Source organism: Vreelandella vilamensis (assembly GCF_031451755.1).
In the GTDB taxonomy this organism is placed as follows: Bacteria; Pseudomonadota; Gammaproteobacteria; order Pseudomonadales; family Halomonadaceae; genus Vreelandella; species Vreelandella vilamensis.
This window is the reverse complement of sequence record NZ_JARWAN010000016.1, coordinates 53,275-71,344: the sequence shown is the minus strand read 5'-3', so window position 1 is coordinate 71,344 and position 18,070 is coordinate 53,275. Positions and strand designations below refer to the sequence as shown.

The following is an 18,070-nucleotide window of genomic DNA, read 5'->3' as shown; positions in this document are numbered from 1 at the left end:
CGTTATTCATCCTTGCTAAGATCGAGTTCTCATGGTGCGCAAAAATAGACATATTCAAAACCGTTCCGTTGGCAAGCCATTAAGTTTGGCAAAACTTCGTCAACAAACCGAACGTCAGCCACACAATGCTAATGCGTGGATAAAACTGGCTCAATGGCACCTTGAGAAAGATGAGCTTGATGAGGCTTATCAAACCATGGCAAAAGCGGAACAGCAATTGCCTGAGAGCCATGAAATATTAGAATGGCTGGGATATATTGAATATAAGCGCCATAAACCCAAGGAAGCACTAAAATATCTAGAGTTATCTCAAACTGTTCAACCGAATTCAGTATTTTGCTTAACAACTTTAGCTAAAATATATTTTGATGCAGGAAAGCTTACAACCGGCCTAGATTATATCGAAAAAGCCGAGCATCTATCACCTAAGGATATTAGAGTGCTGGATACGAAAGGAAAAATACTAAACGGCTTGTTTCGGTTAGAAGAAGCAAAAGAGGTGTTTTTACGCCTGATAGAGTTGAATCCTGACTCTCATGTGCACTGGAACAGTCTTGGTAATGTCATGCGGGATTTAGGGAATCTGGATAGCGCGATTGCCTACTATAAAAAATCTGAGAAATTGACTGGAAAAGACCCGATACCTTATTCAAATTGGCTAACTTCTTTGCATTATGATGCCGAGGTATCACGCGAAGAAATTGAAGAAGTTATCAACCAATGGGAAGTGCACTACGCACCCCAAGATCCGCCCAAACGGCCTTTGGCGGAAAATCTAGACCCTTCTCGTCGCCTTAGAATCGGAATGCTTTCGGATGGTTTTCGCAGTCATCCGGTAGGCAAGATGATAGTGCGATTTTTAGAGCATTTCAATTCTGAAGAGGCAGAGCTTTTCGCCTATTCTACCAGTGATATTAAGGACAGCATATCCCTAAGATTACAATCATGCATAGATCATTGGCTATCAATTAATCAATTTTCTGATAAAGCTCTCTATCAGAAAATGCGTGACGATAAAATCGACATTTTAATTGATCTTTCTGGCCACAATACTGGCAATCGAATGAAGGTGATTGCCATGCAGCCCGCACCTTTACTAATGAAATGGGTAGGGGGGCTGATTAACACAACGGGCGTAAAGTCAATAGACTACTTGATCAGCGATAGCATTGAAACGCCCAAGGGTGAAGACAAACACTACACTGAAAAATTGATTCGTTTGCCCGATGATTACATTATTTTTGATCCGCCCAAAAACCTTCCAAATATTAATGAGCTTCCTGCCAAGCGCAATGGCTATATAACGCTGGCTTGTTTTAACAACCCTATCAAGATCAATCATAAGACCCTGGTAGAATGGTCCAAAATAATGCATCAATTACCTGGGTCCAAGCTGCTATTGAAAGGTCGCGCATATAGTAGCGAAGCTTTTTGTGAACATCTTTATACCCAGCTTGAAGCCGAAGGGATCTCGCGCGAGCGCCTGTTAATTGAAGGCCCCGGCGCTAATCATGAAATGCTGGATGCCTATAATCAGGCTGATATTGCCCTGGATCCATGGCCCTATTCCGGCGGCTTGACCACCTGCGAGGCCTTTTTAATGGGCGTGCCAGTGGTTTCACTTCCCGGCCCAACATTTGCCGGACGCCACAGTGCCACTCACCTTGTCAACGCCGGTATGCCGGAGTTGGTTGTGAACAGCTGGGATGAATACCACGAACGCGTGCTGGAGCTGGCAAGCGACCTAGACAGTCTAGCCACTATTCGTACACATCTTCGAGATGTCTTGCTTCAATCCCCTGTTTGCGATGGCCCACGTTTTACGTACCACCTGACCAAGGCGCTGCGTGCTATATGGCAACGTTACTGTGAAGGCAAAGCTCCCGAGGCACTTACCTTCAACAAACAGGGGGAAGCCTGGTTCGAAGGTGAAGATGCACCTGTTGAGGTACAGCACCCTGAATCCCAAGAAGTGGATGTTGGGTTCACCTGGAATTTAGCAGGAAAGATCATCACACTTGATAACAGTGCAAAGCTTATCCGCCAAAAAAGTATTGAAGGGCTTCGCAAATTAAACGCCTTTGGTATTGTCGCTTTTGACCCCACCAGCCAAGTGAAAAAACCTCAACAGTTTGAAGGCAGCGAAGACGTTCAAGTGCTCCCTCATGCCGCCCTCGGCGATGGCCAGCCGGCAACGCTTCATGCCTGCCTGGACCCTGCCTTCAGCAGCACGCTTGAGCCACTACCCCCGGAACAGCAGCACGCCGCCAATCCGCAAGGCGCCAGGGTGCTCACCAAGCTGCCGATCAATACTATCGCCCTGGACAGCATTGAAGGCCTTGAAAGCCTGGACTGGCTGATTCTGGACGACCTGAGCGACGCCACGGCCATTCTGGAACATGGTGAAAAGGCATTGAAAGATACCCTTGCCATTCAAGTGCGCATTGCCTTCCAGCCGACCCATCAGCGTCAGCCCAACCTTGCAGAAATACAACACTGGATGGCTCGCCATGGCTTCCGTTTCTACCGTTTCAATGATCAGCAGTATCTGAGCCACCTACCGGAAAACGTACCAGCGGAAAAACGCCAAGCCACCGAACTGCAAAGTGCCGATGCGTTGTTCCTCCCAAGCTATGAGCGTATGGCAGTGCTGACCGACAACCAGCGCACCAAGCTCGCGTTCCTTCTGCATACGGTGTATGGCATCAAGGATATGGCGTATGGATTGTTGAAGGAGGTGGATGAGGCGAAGGCGGAGGGGTACCTAATTGAAGAAGGCATGGCCGATAAAAGAGACCAGATTACTAACGATAAACCCCTTAAAGAAGGGAAAAAAATAATACATATTTGCTTTAATAATATGCATGTTCAACCGCTAGTAGATATTTTGACTGATCATGATATTCACCCTAGTGTTGAGCATGATGTTTACGTAGAGCGTAGCCGATCTATACCAAATTATGATATTGATATATCAAATAATCCTAAAGCGCATTTTTTTGATCAGAAAAATGATTTGATAAAGATTAAAAGCTTATGCTTAAAAGACGATGTAGTAGGTATTTTTTTCCATGGTATGTTTTTTGACTGGCAAAAAAAATTAGTGAAATATATCGGAGAAAAAAAGAAAACCGTTTGGGTAATGTGGGGAGGGGATCTTTATAACCCTATAAAAAATAATATAGATATTTCAGACGTTGTACAATCTCTTTATGGGGTTGCTACTTGGTGGGATGGTGACTTTTCTATTTTCACTAAATATTATGGCCCAAAGGAAAGAGTTCCTTTTCTTTATTCACTAGGGGATGAGTGGGAAGTCATAGATGATGAGAAAATAGAAAAAGAAAACCGCATTGTGTTAGGTAATAGCGGAGATCCGTCAAACAACCATCTTGACATATTAAAAGAGCTTTCAACAAAAAGTGATATTAAGAAATATAAAATTGTCTTACCGTTTTCATATAACGCTCCTGAAGGTTATAAAGATAAAATTATTAAAAGCGCTATATCTTTGAATATTGCTAATCAGGTGTCTTTTATAGAAGAAAAAAGGACTGCTCTTGAATATTTTAGGTTTTTAGCACAGTCAATGTTTGTAATTATGGCACATGATCGGCAACAAGGTGGTGCAAATATAGTTGCCTCTTTGTTATATGGAAATGCCACTGTAGTAAAGAAAAAAATAAAGTTCCTCGGTAAGAATATGCAAAATCCCTTGTGGGAAAAGCTAGCTAAAAATGGCGAAGTTCTTTTTTCATATGATTTTTTCTGTAAAGTTGATTCGTTAAGAGAGGTTTTTGTTAGTGAAGAACAAAAAAAGAAGCAAAGAGAAATTGCTTTTAAGAGCTTTGGGAAAGAAGTTGTTATAAATAAAATGTTCGCTGGATTTGATAAGATAGTAAAGTCAAATAATTTTTATAAAATGAAAGCGCCTGAAGTTTTTTTTCTAGGAAATCAAAAATCGGGCACAACTGCCATTGCAGCTTTAGTAAGTGAAGCTGCAAATAAAAAAGCAACGCTTGATATTAAAGGGGGCAGTAAAGACTTTGCGTGGCAAAAAATGGCGATTCATGACGGCAATGCGTTAATCGATTTCTTAGAAAGACACCAAAGTGAGATGGATTCTGATATCGTTAAAGAGCCAGCACTTTCTGTTTTTCTTGATACACTTATTGATTTATTCCCTGATTCAAAGTTTGTTTTGATTATTCGTAACCCTTATCAGAATATTAGGAGTATCTTGAATAGGCTTGGTGTGCCGGGTTCGCATAAAAAGTTAAGTTATGAAGACTATGAGGTTTTTTCTACATCGCCTGCTTGGAAATACGTAGTTGACAGCAACTGGCTGGGTTGCGATTCTAAAAGTTATATTGAGTCGTTGGCTAATAGATGGAATTATATAGCTAACCTGGCAATTGAGAATAAAGACAGGATTAAAATTGTAAAATACGAAGATTTTGTTAAAGATAAAAAGTATTATATAGAAAATCTTGTGTGTGATTTAGGATTTTCAGTAGAGGTGGATGTTGAAAATATGGTAGATAAGCAGTTTCAGCCAAAAGGAAATAGAGATGTAGATGTTAAATGTTTTTTTAGAGAAGATAACTATAATTTAATTAGAAGTATATGCAATAGTAATGCCGAAAAGCTTGGATATTTTCTATAGCCATATGCTCGGGAGGCTCCCTGTTTAGTTTCAAAAAATTAGGCAGGGCTGTTTATAATTATTTCTTCAAGTTTTTTAAGGTTTTCTTTTCTTTTCTTTAATTTACTGATGGGGCTACCAGCATATATAGTGAATTTTTCACAGCTTTTATTAACTAAACTCAGTGCGCCAATCGCTACACCTTCTTCGAGAGTGACTCCTGGTAATACCACACTTCCAGAGCCAATGATAACATGCTTGCCAATGTTAACATCTTTAGAAGTGACGTTTTTAAACTCGTTGGGCACCATAGGGTTAGTAAGAAACTCCCCTGAGTAATCATCATTGCTGCTATAAATAGAAACTCTGGATGATAAATTGCAGAAATTATTTAATGTGATTTTTCCTGCACCAATCAGAGAGACATAAGCCGCGATATGAATATAGCTTTTAACTTCGATACCACCATTTCCTGCTGATAAAATACAGAAATCATCAATTCTAACATTGTTTCCTATTTTTATTTTAGATGGATTGTAGATTGAGGCTTTTTTAGATATATAAACATTTTCGCCAACCTCTTTAAATCCAAATTTTATTAGCTCGGTGCGACTAAGGTATGCCATTATAAAAGCTCCATTATTTTTGATAAAACATATTGTGTGTCACACCCTGAATAAATGGGCAAACACAATATACGGCTGGCAATATTCTTCGACACCGGCTGCTCCGCTTGCGCGCCCAAGAATGCAACGCTTTCCAGCGATGGATAAAAATATCGTCTAGTCAGCACACTCTGTTCTTTTAACTGTTCTGCTATTAGTACTGTTTGTTCTTCGCTTTCAAACACGACTGGGAAGTAGGCGTAGTTGTAATCTAAATATTGCGGTTTGGCCTGCAGTTGCAGATTTTTCGGGAGTGACTGTTCATAACGGTGCCACACGTCGGCACGGGCTTGAAGGTTGTCTTCTATCTCGTCCAGTACACATAGGCCCATCGCCGCTTGAAGTTCATTCATCTTGGCGTTGATGCCCAGCTCTTCAATCGTTTCCGGCCCTGTGATGCCAAAGTTGATCATTTTCTTCGCCCGCTCTAGGTCTTCCTTTCGCTTGAAGATAATTGCCCCACCTTCCCCGGTGTGAAAGAGTTTGGTGGCGTGGAAGCTGAGTGTGGCGGCATCGCCACGCTTGAGAAGGCTTTCGCCTTTGTAATTTACGCCAAAGGCGTGGGAGGCATCATAGATGACTTTGAGGTTATGTTTTTGAGCGACGAGGTCAATGGCTTCGACTTCACAGGCATTTCCGAACACATGCACAGGCACAATGGCACGGGTATGCGGTGTAATAGCGTTTTCTATTAACGCGGGGTCTAAGCACCAGGTATCTGGGTCGATATCGGTAAATATAGGCTCCACTCCTTCCCACTTTAGCGAGCTGGCGGTAGCGACGAACGTGAATGGAGTGGTAATAGCCTCTGTGGGTTCGGTGCGGCCGCTGATACCTAGTGCGCGGTAGGCGATCTGCAGCGCCAAGGTGCCATTAGCCACTAGCAAAAGATTTTCCACCCCTAAATACGCTTCCAGCCGCTTGGTGAGTTCCTGCACTAGTTCGCCGTTATTAGTTAGCCAAGCGCGCTCGTAAATGCCGTCAATATAACGGTCAAGCTTTTCTCGGCTAGGCAAATAAGGCTTCGTCACGGGAATCATAGTCATCCTTTAGGCAAAGGTGGAATGTGCAGCGTGTGGTTAAGTACTGCTGATGAGCTGCTGCAAGTAAGCCCCGTAGCCGCTTTTCTCCAATGGCTTGCTTAAGCGAACCATTTCCTCATTGCTTAGCCAGCCTTGGTTGAAGGCAATTTCTTCCAAACAGGCAATTTTGTATCCTTGGCGCTTTTCAATAGTCTCTACAAACTGGGCTGCTTCCAGCAGGCTTTCATGGGTACCCGTATCCAGCCATGCAAAGCCTCGGCCAAGCAGTTCTACGTGCAAGTCACCACGCTCAAGATATGCTTGGTTGATGCTGGTAATCTCTAGCTCACCGCGTGCAGAAGGTTTTACCTGCTTGGCTATTTCAACCACATCATTGTCGTAAAAATAAAGGCCGGTCACGGCATAATGTGAGCGCGGCTTCTCCGGCTTTTCTTCAATGCTGATGGCACGCTGCTCTGCATCGAACGCTACCACGCCAAAGCGCTCTGGGTCTTTCACTTGGTAGCCAAATACGGTGGCGCCTTTTGGTATAGCAGTCGCTTGGCGTAGTTTAGGAGTGAAGCCTTGGCCGTAGAAGATATTGTCGCCCAGCACGAGGCAAACGCTGTCGTTGCCTATGAATTTTTCACCGATGGTAAAGGCTTGTGCTAAGCCTTCAGGGCTTGGCTGCACTGCATAGCTGAGTGAGATACCAAAACGGCTGCCATCACCCAGCAGCCTTTGAAAGCTTGCTTGGTCATCGGGTGTGGTAATAATCAAAATATCCTGGATGCCCGCCAGCATCAGCACCGAGAGCGGGTAGTAGATCATCGGCTTGTCGTAAATGGGCAACAGCTGCTTGGAAACGCCAAGCGTAATGGGATAAAGCCGAGAGCCGCTGCCGCCTGCCAGGATGATGCCTTTCATGGTGCGCCACCTATTAGCTGCTCCGGTCTAAAATAACCAATAATAGATTTTTGATTGCGCACGGCAACTTGGACATGAGTGTGTTCTTTTAAAGCGGATCCGGGATAAAGCTCTGGTCCTTCTTCAAAAACGCCATATACGGTATCAAAGGCAGGCTCATCTTCATCTTCACGTAATTGGTGGGCTGCCTTTATTACGGCGCAATCTAGCTTACGTGTCATGGGCTTGCCATGCTGCACAGCGGCGTTTTTTGGGAGATTTTCATCAGCTTGTGCGTAAGTCGCTTCAAGGAAGTGGTAAGCCGTTTTCAGCTCAGATGTGACACCGTAATCTGTTAAGTTCAGGCAAAATCCTGGGTCAATAAACGCACCGATAACATAAGGCGTTTTTTTGTTGTGTATGTTGGCCCAGTCCAGTGCACGCTCGAAGCTATCCACCCAGAAGTAGATGCCATCTCCGAGCCAGTCGTATTCATTCTCGCTGTGCCTGAGATGTGTTTGCCCTGACAACACTTGCTCGGCTACTGCTTTATCGCAGCCGTGGTAGCCCACTAGCGGAGAAAGTTTATAGCCTGTTTGCATTAGCGAAACGCTTTTGTCGGTTTGCCATTTTTCTGCATTAGGCCTGCTCTGACCAGGAACGCCTTCGCTTTTACTTTATCTTTAGAAATTTCTTTGGCGTGCGCTTCCATATCTTCAGTTAATAGCACGCGTTTAGGGTGCGACAGTGGTTCTTGCGCTAAATGTACCATGCGTTGCTCCTCGGGATTAATGCTGCTTACCGGCCTTTCCTATTTGTTAACGACCACTCTAAGGTTTTCCTGAGCCCGCTGTGAAAACTCTCTTGCGGTTGCCATGCTAACTCATATTTTAGCTTAGTGGCGTTGATCGCGTAGCGCTTGTCATGGCCGGGGCGGTCTTGCACGAAGCGTATCTGCTCAGCGTAGGGTTGACCAGGGCGCGGGGCGTGTTCCTCCAAAAGCTGGCAGATGGCGCGCACGACATCAATATTGCGCTGCTCACTGTCGCCGCCGATATTGTAGGTTTCGCCAATGCGGCCCTGAGTTAGTACAAGATGCAAGGCGCGGGCGTGGTCTTCCACGTAGAGCCAGTCGCGGATTTGCTCGCCATTGCCATACACTGGTAGCAGTTCTCCGGCTAAGGCGTTGCGAATCGTCAGTGGGATCAGCTTTTCCGAGTGCTGCCAAGGGCCATAATTGTTGGAGCAGTTGGTAAGCACTACGGGTAAGCCGTAAGTGCGGTGCCAGGCACGCACAAGGTGATCGGAGCTTGCCTTGCTAGCGGAGTAGGGCGAACTGGGCGCGTAAGGCGTTGATTCAGTGAACGCAGGGGCATCAGGCGTTGCTAAGTCGCCGTATACTTCATCGGTGGAGACATGGTGAAGGCGGAAACGCTCACGTCTTGGGCCACTCAAGCCTTGCCAGTAGTGGCGGGCGGCTTCCAGCAAGGTGTAGGTACCCAAGATATTGGTTTCGATAAACGCTGCTGGGCCGCTGATGGAACGGTCGACATGGCTTTCAGCGGCTAGGTGCATCACAGCATCGGGCTGGTGTTGCTGGAATAGCTGCTCTATCGCACTGCTATTGATGATATCCACCTGCGCGAGTTGATAACGCTCACTGCGCTTGGCGCCTTCAAGCGCATTGAGATTGGCGGCGTAGGTAAGCTTATCTAAGTTCAAAATGTGCCAGTCGGTGTTGGCCATTACAAAGCGTACAACAGCGCTGCCGATAAAACCCGCACCGCCGGTGATCATGAGTTTCATAGTTCTTCAGCTATCAAAGTGTTGCGCTAGTGTGCCTCATTCCCCAAACGGAAACACCCAAGGCGTAAGCAACAACACGCCAGCGCTATACACAACGCTCACTGGCCAGCCTAAACGCCAAATATCCTTCAAGCGGTACTGGCCGGTGGAGTACACCATTAGGTGCGTCTGGTAACCGAACGGCAGCAGAAAGCAGGCGCTGGCGCCGTAGGCGACTGCCAGCATAAAAGGCGTTGGGTCGGCGCCAAAACTTTGTGCCGTGGCCCATGCCACGGGGAAGCTAAGCGCCGCCGCAGCGTTGTTGGTAACGGTTTCGGTGAGTAGCCAGGTGAGTAGGTAGCAACCGACAAAGGCGGCATACACACCATATCCGCTAAACAGTGCCTGAACGCCTTGAGTGATGATATCTGCGCCGCCGCTTTGGCTAAGCCCCTGCGCAATGGCCAGCGCCGAGCCAATGGTGAGCCACAGCGCGAACGGAAAGCGCCGGCGCAGTTCGGCGAGTTGTAGCGTGCCGCTGAGCAATAAAGCCTCTAGCAGGAGTAATAAACCGTGAAGGAGCGGTAGCACTTGCGTGGCAGCGGCTATCAACGTGAGTGCGAAGCCGCCCACCGCCAAAAGGTTCTGCCACTGGCCGAGCGAGGGCCGCTGTAGGCTGTCATCCAGCAGGTAAAAATTGCGGGTAATGTTATGGTGCTGGTGAAAGTCCGGCCCGATGGCAAGCAGCAGGCAATCCCCGGCTTTCAGCGGTATGCGCCCTAGCTGGCCTTTTAGCCGCTGGTTACCCCGACGAATGGCCACGACGCCTGCATCAAAACGGCTGCGGAAGTCGACGTTTTGCAGCGTCTGATGAATCAAAGGGGAGTCGTGGGAGAGCACCACTTCCACCAGGTTATCGGTTAGCAGTTGGCTGGCGGGGTGGCCAAACAGCGCGAGGCCGGAAAAGCGCTGCAGCGCGTGCAGTTTGCTGATATCGCCGGTAAACACCAAGGTGTCGTTGGCTTGTAACGGCATATCCGGCCCCACGGGGGTGATCAGCCGGCCCTCGCGCTCGATTTCGAGCAAGTAAAGGCCTTCCAAGTGGCGTAGGCCATTCGCTTCGATGCTGTGGCCGATCATCGGTGAGTCAGGCGTTACCTGCGCGGCGGCAAAATAGTGCAGCGCGGCCTCATCAAAAGGGGCTGCGTGGTGGGGCAGGCAGCGTGCCCGCCAGATGAGCATGCCCAGGCTTAGCAGCGCCACCGGCACGCCCACCCAACTAAATTGAAACAGCGAAAACCCTAAACCCGCCTCAACGGCAAAGGAGTTCACCACCAGGTTGGTGGAGGTGCCCACAAGCGTTGTGATGCCGCCCAGTACGGTGGCGAAGGAAAGCGGCAATAGCAAACGCGACGGGGCAAAGTGAGGCTGCTTAGCCACTGCACTCATCAACCCAGCGACAACGGCGGTGTTATTAAAAAATGCCGACAGCAATGCGCTGGCCCCCACCAGTTTTGCGGTGGCGTGGCGTTCGCTGCCGTGCATTAAGCGCTTCGCTAATGTGGTCAGCCACGGGGAGCGCTCCAATGCCTGAGAAACCATCAACAGCACAAGCAATGTGACAAGCGCGGGGTTGGTGTAGGCGTTTAGCAACCGTGGGGTTTCCACCCAGCCTGCTAGCGCATAAAGCACGGCGACGCTGGTAAACGCCACTGCCGGGGTAACGCGCCCGCTAAGCAGTATCGCCAGTAGGCCAAAAAGAGAGAGGAGCGCTAACCAAGCCATACAGCGTGTGCCTTTTGTCAAACGTCAGGATGAGCGGCGGGTATGAGCCGCTGTAGTGTTCGTGGCACTATAACAAAATCATTTTATGGATATAGCACGCGGCGCTAATGTCGCCGGGCGAGGCAAAAGGGCAGCGCATGCACACATTGACTCATCTACAGCGGCTTGAAGCCGAAAGCATCCAGATCATGCGGGAAGTGGTCGCCGAGACCGACAACCCGGTGATGCTCTACTCCGTGGGCAAGGACTCCGCCGTGATGCTGCATTTGGCACGCAAGGCGTTTGCGCCGTCACCACCCCCGTTTCCGCTGTTGCACGTGGATACGCGCTGGAAGTTTCGCGCCATGTACGAATTCCGCGACAAGATGGCCGAAGAGATCGGCATGGATCTTTTGGTACACATCAACCCCGAGGGAGTGGAAAAGGACATCAACCCCTTCACCCATGGCGCGGCCATCCATACCGACATCATGAAGACCGAGAGCCTGAAAATGGCGCTGGACAAGTACGGCTTTGATGCCGCCTTCGGCGGCGCACGCCGTGATGAAGAAAAATCCCGCGCCAAGGAGCGGATCTTCTCGTTTCGCACCGCTCAGCACCGCTGGGACCCCAAGAACCAGCGTCCGGAGCTGTGGAAGCTTTTTAATACGCGTAAGCACAAAGGTGAGTCGATCCGGGTGTTTCCGATTTCTAACTGGACCGAGCTGGATATCTGGCAGTATATCTACCTGCAAAACATCCCCATTGTGCCGCTTTACTACGCCGCCGAGCGTCCGGTGGTCGAGCGCGACGGCGCCTTGATCATGGTCGATGACGCGCGCATGCCGCTGGAACAAGGCGAAGTGCCCATGATGCGCAAAGTGCGTTTCCGCACGCTGGGCTGCTACCCGCTGACCGGGGCGATCGAGTCCGAGGCCGATACGCTGCCTGCGATCATCCAGGAAATGCTGCTAACCCATACATCCGAACGCCAGGGGCGCGTGATTGACCACGACAGCGCCGCCTCCATGGAGAAGAAAAAGCAAGAGGGGTATTTCTAATGGCGCATTCATCGGATCTTATCGCCGGCGATATCGAGCAGTATCTCAAAGCCCACGAGCATAAGGGGCTTTTGCGCTTTATCACGTGTGGCAGCGTGGACGACGGTAAAAGCACGCTGATTGGCCGGCTGCTTTTTGAGTCCAAACTGCTGTTTGAAGACCAGCTTGCCGCCATTGAAGCAGACTCCAAGAAATACGGCACCCAGGGCGGTGAGATGGATTTTGCCCTGCTGGTGGACGGCCTGGCCGCCGAGCGCGAGCAGGGCATCACCATTGACGTGGCGTACCGGTTCTTCTCCACCGATAAACGCAAGTTCATCGTCGCCGACACGCCGGGGCACGAGCAGTACACCCGCAACATGGTCACCGGCGCCTCCACCGCCGATGCCGCCATTTTGATGGTTGATGCCCGCTACGGCATTTTGACCCAAACATGCCGTCACAGCTTTTTGATGGCGTTGATGGGCTTGCGCCATGTAGTAGTCGCGATCAACAAGATGGATTTGGTCGACTACTCCAAAGCACGCTTCGATGAGATTGTGGAAGCGTACCGCGCTTTCGCCAAACAACTGGGCCTGGAGAACATTACTTTTATTCCCATGTCGGCGTTGAAGGGTGACAACGTCATCGAGCATGGCGTGAACATGCCGTGGTACCACGGCACCACCTTGATGGGGTACCTGGAAACCGTCGAGATCGACGATGACCGCTTGCAGCGCGCTCCTTTCCGCATGCCGGTGCAGTGGGTCAATCGCCCTAACCTCGATTTCCGCGGCTTTACCGGCATGGTGTCCAGCGGCACGGTTAAACCCGGTGACGCCATTCGCGTGCAGCCGTCAGGCAAAGCCAGCCAAGTGGCGCGCATCTATACCTTCGATGGCGACTTGGACGAGGCCGTCGCCGGGCAGTCGATCACGCTACTGTTAGAAGACGAAATTGATATCTCTCGCGGGGATGTGATTTCCGGGGTGGAGCACCCGGCGCAGACAGCGGACCAGTTTGAAACCACGCTGGTGTGGATGGATGAGCAGCCGCTGTTGCCTGGGCGGCCTTACTTGATGAAGCTCGGCACCCAGACGGTGACGGCCACGGTCACCGATATTAAGTACCAGGTGAACGTGAATACACTTGAGCATACCGCCGCTAAGCAACTCGATCTCAACGCCATCGGTATTTGCACGCTGAGCGTGAACAAAGCCGTGGCGTTTGACGCTTACAAAGATAACCAGGATACCGGCGGTTTTATTCTCATCGACCGGATGACCAATAACACCGTGGGCGCGGGGATGCTGCACTTTGCCCTACGGCGCAGCCAGAATATTCACATGCAGCACGTGGATATCGACAAACGGGTTCGCGCCGAAGCGAAAACGCAAAAGCCGGTCGTGCTGTGGTTTACCGGACTCTCCGGGGCCGGCAAATCGACCATTGCTAACCTGGTGGAGCAAAAGCTCTTCGCCCAAGGGCAGCACACTTATCTGCTTGATGGCGATAACGTGCGCCACGGGTTAAACCGTGATCTCGGCTTTACCGATGCCGACCGTGTTGAGAATATCCGCCGGGTGAGCGAAGTCGCCAAGTTGATGGTGGACGCGGGCTTGATTGTGCTCTCGGCGTTTATCTCGCCGTTTCGTAGCGAGCGTCAAATGGCGCGCGATTTGGTAGGCGAAGGTGAGTTCATCGAGGTCTTTGTTGATACACCGTTGGACGTCGCCGAAGAACGCGACCCCAAGGGGCTTTATAAGAAAGCCCGCCGTGGTGAGCTAAAGAACTTCACCGGCATTGATTCGGCTTATGAAATGCCCGAAACACCGGAGGTGCATCTCAAGACCGCCACCAGCAGCCCCGAAGAGGCCGCCGAGACCGTGATGGTTGCGCTACGTGAGCGTGGACTGATCAACTGATTTCCGCTCATCCCGAGCCTGTCGAGGGAGGGTCTTCGACAAGCTCAGACCGAACGGGAAGAGGTCACTCTCAGATGCCGTTCATCCTGAGCTTGTCGAAGGATAGAACCGAGCCACCACAGATACCCGACCACCGACAGGTTCAAGGCGATCGGATGCAGCAATCTTGTAACGGCGAAAGGTAGCAATAAAATGAACATGGCAAACCTGGTGAACGATGTTGAGCACCTTGCCCGTGAAGCTGGCAAGGCGATCATGGCGGTGTACCGCCGTGAGTTCAGTGTCGAAGAGAAGGAAGACAAAAGCCCGTTGACCGAAGCGGACAAGGCGGCGCACGAGATCATCGTCAAGGGCTTGAATGCCTTGCCGGTGGGGATTCCGGTGCTCTCCGAGGAAGATATTGATGCCTTCCAGGGTCCAGACGGCGAAGGCCGCTATTGGCTCGTTGACCCGCTGGATGGCACGAAGGAGTTCATCAAGCGTAACGATGAATTCACCGTTAATATCGCTTTGATTGAGCAGGGCAAGCCAGTGCTCGGCGTGGTCGTGGCGCCCGCACTGGATACCGCCTATCTCGCGGCCGAAGGCCTGGGGGCAGTGAAGGTAGAAAAAGATGGCACACGCCATACGCTGCAAGTGGCCGGAAGGCCTGACGCCACTACACCATGGCGGGTCGTGGGCAGCCGCTCGCACCCAAGCCCGGATCTCGCGGATTGGCTCAACAAACTCGGCGAGCATGAGGTGCTGCCCATGGGCAGTTCGCTGAAACTCTGCGTGATCGCCGAAGGCAAGGCGGACGTTTACCCACGCCTAGGCCCTACCTGCCTATGGGATACCGGCGCCGCGCAAGCGGTGGTTGAGCAAGCCGGCGGTCGTGTGGAAACGCTGCAAGGCGAGTCGCTTTCCTATGCCACGCCAAGTGAAACGCTCAACCCGCACTTTGTGGTGTGGGGCCACGGGGAAAATCGATGACCAATAATGAGCAACAACGCGTCATCGATGAACTGCAAACCGTGATTGATGAAACGCAGCACACCATCGAACGCTTCGTAGCAACAGGTATGGGGCTGAAATGCCAGAGGATTATGAAAAGCTGCTGGCGATTCTCGATGATGCGATAAAGCAACAGCGTGAGCATACGCGGGTGATGTTAGATGCTGGCGACCCTTCGACAGGTTCAGGGTGATCGGAAGGTTCAAGGGAGCTTGATAATCAATTTGCCTTGAGGTATCCCAATAAAGGCACGGTGCCGGTGGCATGCTGGTTGTGCCCACCATAATAACGAGAAAGGAATCGGGGATGGATACGACAACATTGATACTGACAATCGCGATTTTGTCGATCTGGTTCAGTCTTAATTGCGGCTTGGTGGTGGTATATCTACTAATGAACGGCGATTCGTCGGGGGCGAAGTTTCGTTTCCGTAAGCGCTCTGCCCCTTCACCCGTAAGCCCTGCTAACACAGTGACGACAGACGATACCCCGGTGTTGGTGGATGAAGACGCGGGAGCGTGGGGGCTGTTTGTGATGTTCGATGACCCGACCATGGCCAGCAACGAGCGCTTGAGTATCGTGATTTCAGCGGCAGGGGCAGTGTATGAGAGCAGTAGTAAATCCTTCACCGTCGCGGGTGATTCACCGCGTAACCCTATCTATATCGCCAACGCTTACCCACCCGGCACACTGCCTTCGTTTAATCAGGATAACGGCCATTTTCCGGTTAAGGGTGTGACGGTGAAAATGCTCAAAAAATCGAGTAACGCCACTCCCAATAAGCTTCAGCTGGTACGCTTGGTGAACTTGGCGAAAGAGCTCTCACGTATTGGCGGCAAGGTGGTGGATGCCGCAAAGCAGCCGGTGACCGCCAGCGGCTTTCAAGCAGTGATCGATGGTAAGGCGAAGGTATAATAGCGTTTGTGCTCTGCTTCCCATATTAAAGTTGCTGTTTAGTCAGCCTATAAAGTGATCAACGCTTGGAAGCAGCGAAGCAGGCTCGCAACTCAGCACGGCAGCAAGCCTGTAAAGTTTCTCCACCGTAATATTGACTTCTCCTCGCTCGATTCTCCCCATGTAGCTACGGTCGATGCCTGCGACTAGAGCAAAGCCATCCTGTGAGAACCCTCTCTCCTTTCGTTTTTCCCTAATGCTTCTTCCCAGCACCTTTGCTAGCTCTTCCATATTGCCTCGCCCTTTCCTTTTGGGGGAGGACTATCTTTCGTTGCGGTCTATCTATCCACGGATTATAATCCTTATTAATTTTTTTCGGTGGTGACGGTCATGATTAGCGATGCTCCTTCCCTTGATCGGCGCATTTTTGAATTGCTGCAGCAGCCTGAAAACGCCCAGTTCACGGTATGTAGTCTTAGAGATGCCTACGCGCAGAAATTTGCCATAGAGGCCCATGGCCGTGCGGCTTTGCGTCGCTTTATTTATGAGCACCTCGTCAAGCTGCTGAATGCGGGACTAGTAGAAAAAGACGCTGAGCGACGTAAAAGAGATCAGCTCTTTCACGTGGCGTCAGGTCTGAAGGGGGAAGTACTGAACCTGGAAGGAGAAACCTTCGAGGTGTGGCATCAACGTTTATCCACGCAGCAAGCAAAACGAAAGGCATTAAACAAAAGTGCGAGTCCTCCAAGCGCGAAAAAGGAGACTGTCAACACGCGCGAGAAAGCCTCTCATGAGATGCTTGAGAAAATGCTGAAAGAGGTGCAGCGCGATTTTTTGGAAACTCTTGGTGAAACCGAAATTTTTCAGAAGCTTATTCAAGATTATCCAGAACTTGGAGAGAGTATTGGCGGCGAATACAAGGCTGCATGTGACCGCAGTTCACGCTTACTAGGTCATGTTAGTGCACTTGAAAAAGCAATACAGCGCTTTTCGGCAGATGCAAAATGAAGCCACTTCGTCGATGGCAGTCCGAATGTATTGTGCAGGCCTTGGCGCATTTCCAAAACGGCAGGCACTTTTTTGTACAGGCGACACCGGCAGCTGGAAAAACCCGACTGGCTGCTGAAATTGCAAAGTGTTTGCTTGAAAAAGGCCTGATTGACTTCGTCATCTGCTTTGCGCCGACGAGAGAAGTCGTTGCTGGCATACAGCGTACATTTACGGATGTTTTGCAGAAGCGCTTTGGGGATACAATCGGTGCGGTTGGTGCAGCTTACACGTATCAATCCATGGCGTACCAAAGCAATGATTTTTGGGATATTTTCAATAAATTTCGCATCTTATTGATTTTCGATGAAATTCATCATTGCGCGGGACACGACCCATTATTGAGCAACAGCTGGGGACAAAAAATTCTCCAGTATCTCCAGGATCAGGCAACTTACACAGTAGGCTTATCCGGGACACCTTGGCGCTCTGATTCTCTTCCTGTTGCATTGGCTCGCTATAGTGATCCTGATGAGCGGCTGGTTTGTGATTATTGTTATGACCTACGTACAGCAATCCGCGATGGGGTATGCCGCGCCCCGCGAGTCACGCTAATCGATAATTCGATGATTCAACTTGTTGAAGAGCAAGAAAACAGCAGTTCAGTACGTCTGTTCTCTGGAGTTGCTCAGTTATTAGGTGAGTCACCGGTTAGCTACGAAGACCTTCTCAGGCATGATGATATTTTGAATGCCGTGCTCGATATCGGGATTCATAAGCTGGGTAAAGTGAGGCGAGTAGTGCCAGATGCAGGTGGCTTGGTGGTCGCGGCGGATATTGAGCATGCGCATCAAATTTCTGAAATTCTGCATGCAAAAGGCGAGAGCTTTGTAGTGGTAACGAGCAAAACACCGCGAGCCCATGATGTGATCGAGCAATATCGCCACAGCGATATTTGCTGGATTGTCGCGGTAAGCATGATCAGTGAAGGAACAGATATCCCCAGGCTTTGCACTTGTTTATACCTTAGTCGGATACGTACTGAGCTCCATTACCGACAGGTACTGGGGCGTATTCTTCGAAAAATAGGCATCGAGGATGACATGGCGTGGCTCTACGTCATCGCTGAGCCAGTTTTACGGAAGTTTTCTAGGCGTATAGCTGACGACCTTCCGGATGACCAAGCGACCTTACAAACGAAAAAGTTAGCTGAACACCTAGAAAAAGCACGAACTGATCATGGAGCAGCTTTAATTAGTAACAGCGGAGGTGCTGAAGTGGAGGAAGCTTCGGCAATTGAGCATAAAAAATATCCTGAAAAAAGTAAGTTGCTTGTCAATAGTGATTTTTTAACGCTTAGTTTTTCTAATTACTACCGGCAGTACTTGTTGTCGTTAATATAAGGTAAGAATAAGAATAAAGGTTAGCTAAAATTATATATTTA

16 protein-coding genes are annotated in these 18,070 nt (G+C 49.7%); 8 read left to right on the top strand and 8 right to left on the bottom strand.

The window, feature by feature from the left end; genetic code table 11:
• The first annotated feature begins 31 nt into the window (after positions 1-31).
• Positions 32-4,666: a TDP-N-acetylfucosamine:lipid II N-acetylfucosaminyltransferase family protein gene (locus QC823_RS10785; protein ID WP_309656355.1), complete on the top strand. Its 4,635-nt coding sequence runs from the start codon at positions 32-34 to the stop codon at positions 4,664-4,666.
• A 38-nt stretch (positions 4,667-4,704) separates the two neighbouring features.
• Here QC823_RS10785 and QC823_RS10780 read toward each other — a convergent pair whose 3' ends face one another.
• Genes QC823_RS10780 through QC823_RS10750 form a run of 7 tightly spaced genes read right to left on the bottom strand, consistent with a single transcriptional unit; the run spans position 4,705 to position 10,808 of the window.
• Entirely contained in the window at positions 4,705-5,271 is a 567-nt protein-coding gene (locus tag QC823_RS10780; RefSeq protein WP_309656354.1) for an acyltransferase, read from the bottom strand.
• On the bottom strand, positions 5,271-6,350 hold the full coding sequence (locus QC823_RS10775) for a DegT/DnrJ/EryC1/StrS family aminotransferase (protein WP_309656353.1): 1,080 nt from the start codon (positions 6,348-6,350) through the stop codon (positions 5,271-5,273). Before QC823_RS10775 ends, QC823_RS10780 begins: the two co-directional genes overlap by 1 nt.
• A 39-nt stretch (positions 6,351-6,389) precedes the next feature.
• A complete protein-coding gene (rfbA, locus tag QC823_RS10770) occupies positions 6,390-7,259 on the bottom strand; it encodes a glucose-1-phosphate thymidylyltransferase RfbA (RefSeq protein ID WP_309656352.1) in 870 nt (289 codons plus the stop codon).
• Positions 7,256-7,840, bottom strand: a complete 585-nt coding sequence (locus tag QC823_RS10765) for a hypothetical protein (RefSeq protein ID WP_309656351.1) — start codon at positions 7,838-7,840, stop codon at positions 7,256-7,258. The genes rfbA and QC823_RS10765 overlap by 4 nt, the downstream gene beginning before the upstream one ends.
• Entirely contained in the window at positions 7,840-8,010 is a 171-nt protein-coding gene (locus QC823_RS10760; protein ID WP_309656350.1) for a hypothetical protein, read from the bottom strand. The genes QC823_RS10765 and QC823_RS10760 overlap by 1 nt, the downstream gene beginning before the upstream one ends.
• A 26-nt stretch (positions 8,011-8,036) precedes the next feature.
• Positions 8,037-9,044: a dTDP-glucose 4,6-dehydratase gene (rfbB, locus tag QC823_RS10755; RefSeq protein ID WP_309656349.1), complete on the bottom strand. Its 1,008-nt coding sequence runs from the start codon at positions 9,042-9,044 to the stop codon at positions 8,037-8,039.
• Between the two features lie 36 nt (positions 9,045-9,080).
• Positions 9,081-10,808, bottom strand: a complete 1,728-nt coding sequence (locus tag QC823_RS10750; RefSeq protein WP_309656348.1) for an SLC13 family permease — start codon at positions 10,806-10,808, stop codon at positions 9,081-9,083.
• Positions 10,809-10,915: 107 nt separating this feature from the next.
• On the opposite strand from QC823_RS10750, the gene cysD reads away from it, so the two are divergent.
• The 5 genes from cysD to QC823_RS10725 all read left to right on the top strand — a co-directional run bounded on the left by cysD (position 10,916) and on the right by QC823_RS10725 (position 15,660).
• Complete coding sequence (gene cysD, locus QC823_RS10745) at positions 10,916-11,848, top strand: sulfate adenylyltransferase subunit CysD (RefSeq protein WP_309656347.1); 933 nt, start codon at positions 10,916-10,918, stop codon at positions 11,846-11,848.
• Positions 11,848-13,752, top strand: a complete 1,905-nt coding sequence (cysN, locus tag QC823_RS10740) for a sulfate adenylyltransferase subunit CysN (protein WP_309656346.1) — start codon at positions 11,848-11,850, stop codon at positions 13,750-13,752. Before cysD ends, cysN begins: the two co-directional genes overlap by 1 nt.
• A gap of 198 nt (positions 13,753-13,950) precedes the next feature.
• Positions 13,951-14,724, top strand: coding sequence for a 3'(2'),5'-bisphosphate nucleotidase CysQ (cysQ, locus tag QC823_RS10735; protein WP_422823646.1), 774 nt, complete (start codon positions 13,951-13,953; stop codon positions 14,722-14,724).
• On the top strand, positions 14,721-14,873 hold the full coding sequence (locus QC823_RS10730; protein WP_309656344.1) for a hypothetical protein: 153 nt from the start codon (positions 14,721-14,723) through the stop codon (positions 14,871-14,873). The genes cysQ and QC823_RS10730 overlap by 4 nt, the downstream gene beginning before the upstream one ends.
• 178 nt (positions 14,874-15,051) lie before the next feature.
• Complete coding sequence (locus tag QC823_RS10725; protein ID WP_309656343.1) at positions 15,052-15,660, top strand: hypothetical protein; 609 nt, start codon at positions 15,052-15,054, stop codon at positions 15,658-15,660.
• Positions 15,661-15,702: 42 nt separating this feature from the next.
• Here the strand turns inward: QC823_RS10725 and QC823_RS10720 are convergent, their stop codons facing one another.
• The gene (locus QC823_RS10720; protein ID WP_309656342.1) at positions 15,703-15,930 is read right to left on the bottom strand and encodes a helix-turn-helix domain-containing protein; all 228 of its coding nucleotides are present in this window, start codon (positions 15,928-15,930) and stop codon (positions 15,703-15,705) included.
• Between the two features lie 99 nt (positions 15,931-16,029).
• On the opposite strand from QC823_RS10720, the gene QC823_RS10715 reads away from it, so the two are divergent.
• Together QC823_RS10715 and QC823_RS10710 are read left to right on the top strand one after the other, a co-directional pair.
• The gene (locus QC823_RS10715; RefSeq protein WP_309656341.1) at positions 16,030-16,647 is read left to right on the top strand and encodes a hypothetical protein; all 618 of its coding nucleotides are present in this window, start codon (positions 16,030-16,032) and stop codon (positions 16,645-16,647) included.
• Positions 16,644-18,029: a DEAD/DEAH box helicase gene (locus QC823_RS10710; protein WP_309656340.1), complete on the top strand. Its 1,386-nt coding sequence runs from the start codon at positions 16,644-16,646 to the stop codon at positions 18,027-18,029. The genes QC823_RS10715 and QC823_RS10710 overlap by 4 nt, the downstream gene beginning before the upstream one ends.
• Positions 18,030-18,070: the final 41 nt, after the last annotated feature.

Bases quoted from the DNA above. Each gene is read 5' to 3' on its own strand.
- rfbB (WP_309656349.1), bottom strand. From the start codon at position 9,044: ATGAAACTCATGATCACCGGCGGTGCGGGTTTTATCGGCAGCGCTGTT.
- QC823_RS10760 (WP_309656350.1), bottom strand. From the start codon at position 8,010: ATGGTACATTTAGCGCAAGAACCACTGTCGCACCCTAAACGCGTGCTA.
- QC823_RS10765 (WP_309656351.1), bottom strand. From the start codon at position 7,840: ATGCAAACAGGCTATAAACTTTCTCCGCTAGTGGGCTACCACGGCTGC.
- QC823_RS10715 (WP_309656341.1), top strand. From the start codon at position 16,030: ATGATTAGCGATGCTCCTTCCCTTGATCGGCGCATTTTTGAATTGCTG.
- rfbA (WP_309656352.1), bottom strand. From the start codon at position 7,259: ATGAAAGGCATCATCCTGGCAGGCGGCAGCGGCTCTCGGCTTTATCCC.
- QC823_RS10780 (WP_309656354.1), bottom strand. From the start codon at position 5,271: ATGGCATACCTTAGTCGCACCGAGCTAATAAAATTTGGATTTAAAGAG.
- QC823_RS10730 (WP_309656344.1), top strand. From the start codon at position 14,721: ATGACCAATAATGAGCAACAACGCGTCATCGATGAACTGCAAACCGTG.
- QC823_RS10720 (WP_309656342.1), bottom strand. From the start codon at position 15,930: ATGGAAGAGCTAGCAAAGGTGCTGGGAAGAAGCATTAGGGAAAAACGA.
- QC823_RS10785 (WP_309656355.1), top strand. From the start codon at position 32: ATGGTGCGCAAAAATAGACATATTCAAAACCGTTCCGTTGGCAAGCCA.
- cysD (WP_309656347.1), top strand. From the start codon at position 10,916: ATGTCGCCGGGCGAGGCAAAAGGGCAGCGCATGCACACATTGACTCAT.
- QC823_RS10725 (WP_309656343.1), top strand. From the start codon at position 15,052: ATGGATACGACAACATTGATACTGACAATCGCGATTTTGTCGATCTGG.
- cysN (WP_309656346.1), top strand. From the start codon at position 11,848: ATGGCGCATTCATCGGATCTTATCGCCGGCGATATCGAGCAGTATCTC.
- cysQ (WP_422823646.1), top strand. From the start codon at position 13,951: ATGGCAAACCTGGTGAACGATGTTGAGCACCTTGCCCGTGAAGCTGGC.
- QC823_RS10775 (WP_309656353.1), bottom strand. From the start codon at position 6,350: ATGATTCCCGTGACGAAGCCTTATTTGCCTAGCCGAGAAAAGCTTGAC.
- QC823_RS10750 (WP_309656348.1), bottom strand. From the start codon at position 10,808: ATGGCTTGGTTAGCGCTCCTCTCTCTTTTTGGCCTACTGGCGATACTG.
- QC823_RS10710 (WP_309656340.1), top strand. From the start codon at position 16,644: ATGAAGCCACTTCGTCGATGGCAGTCCGAATGTATTGTGCAGGCCTTG.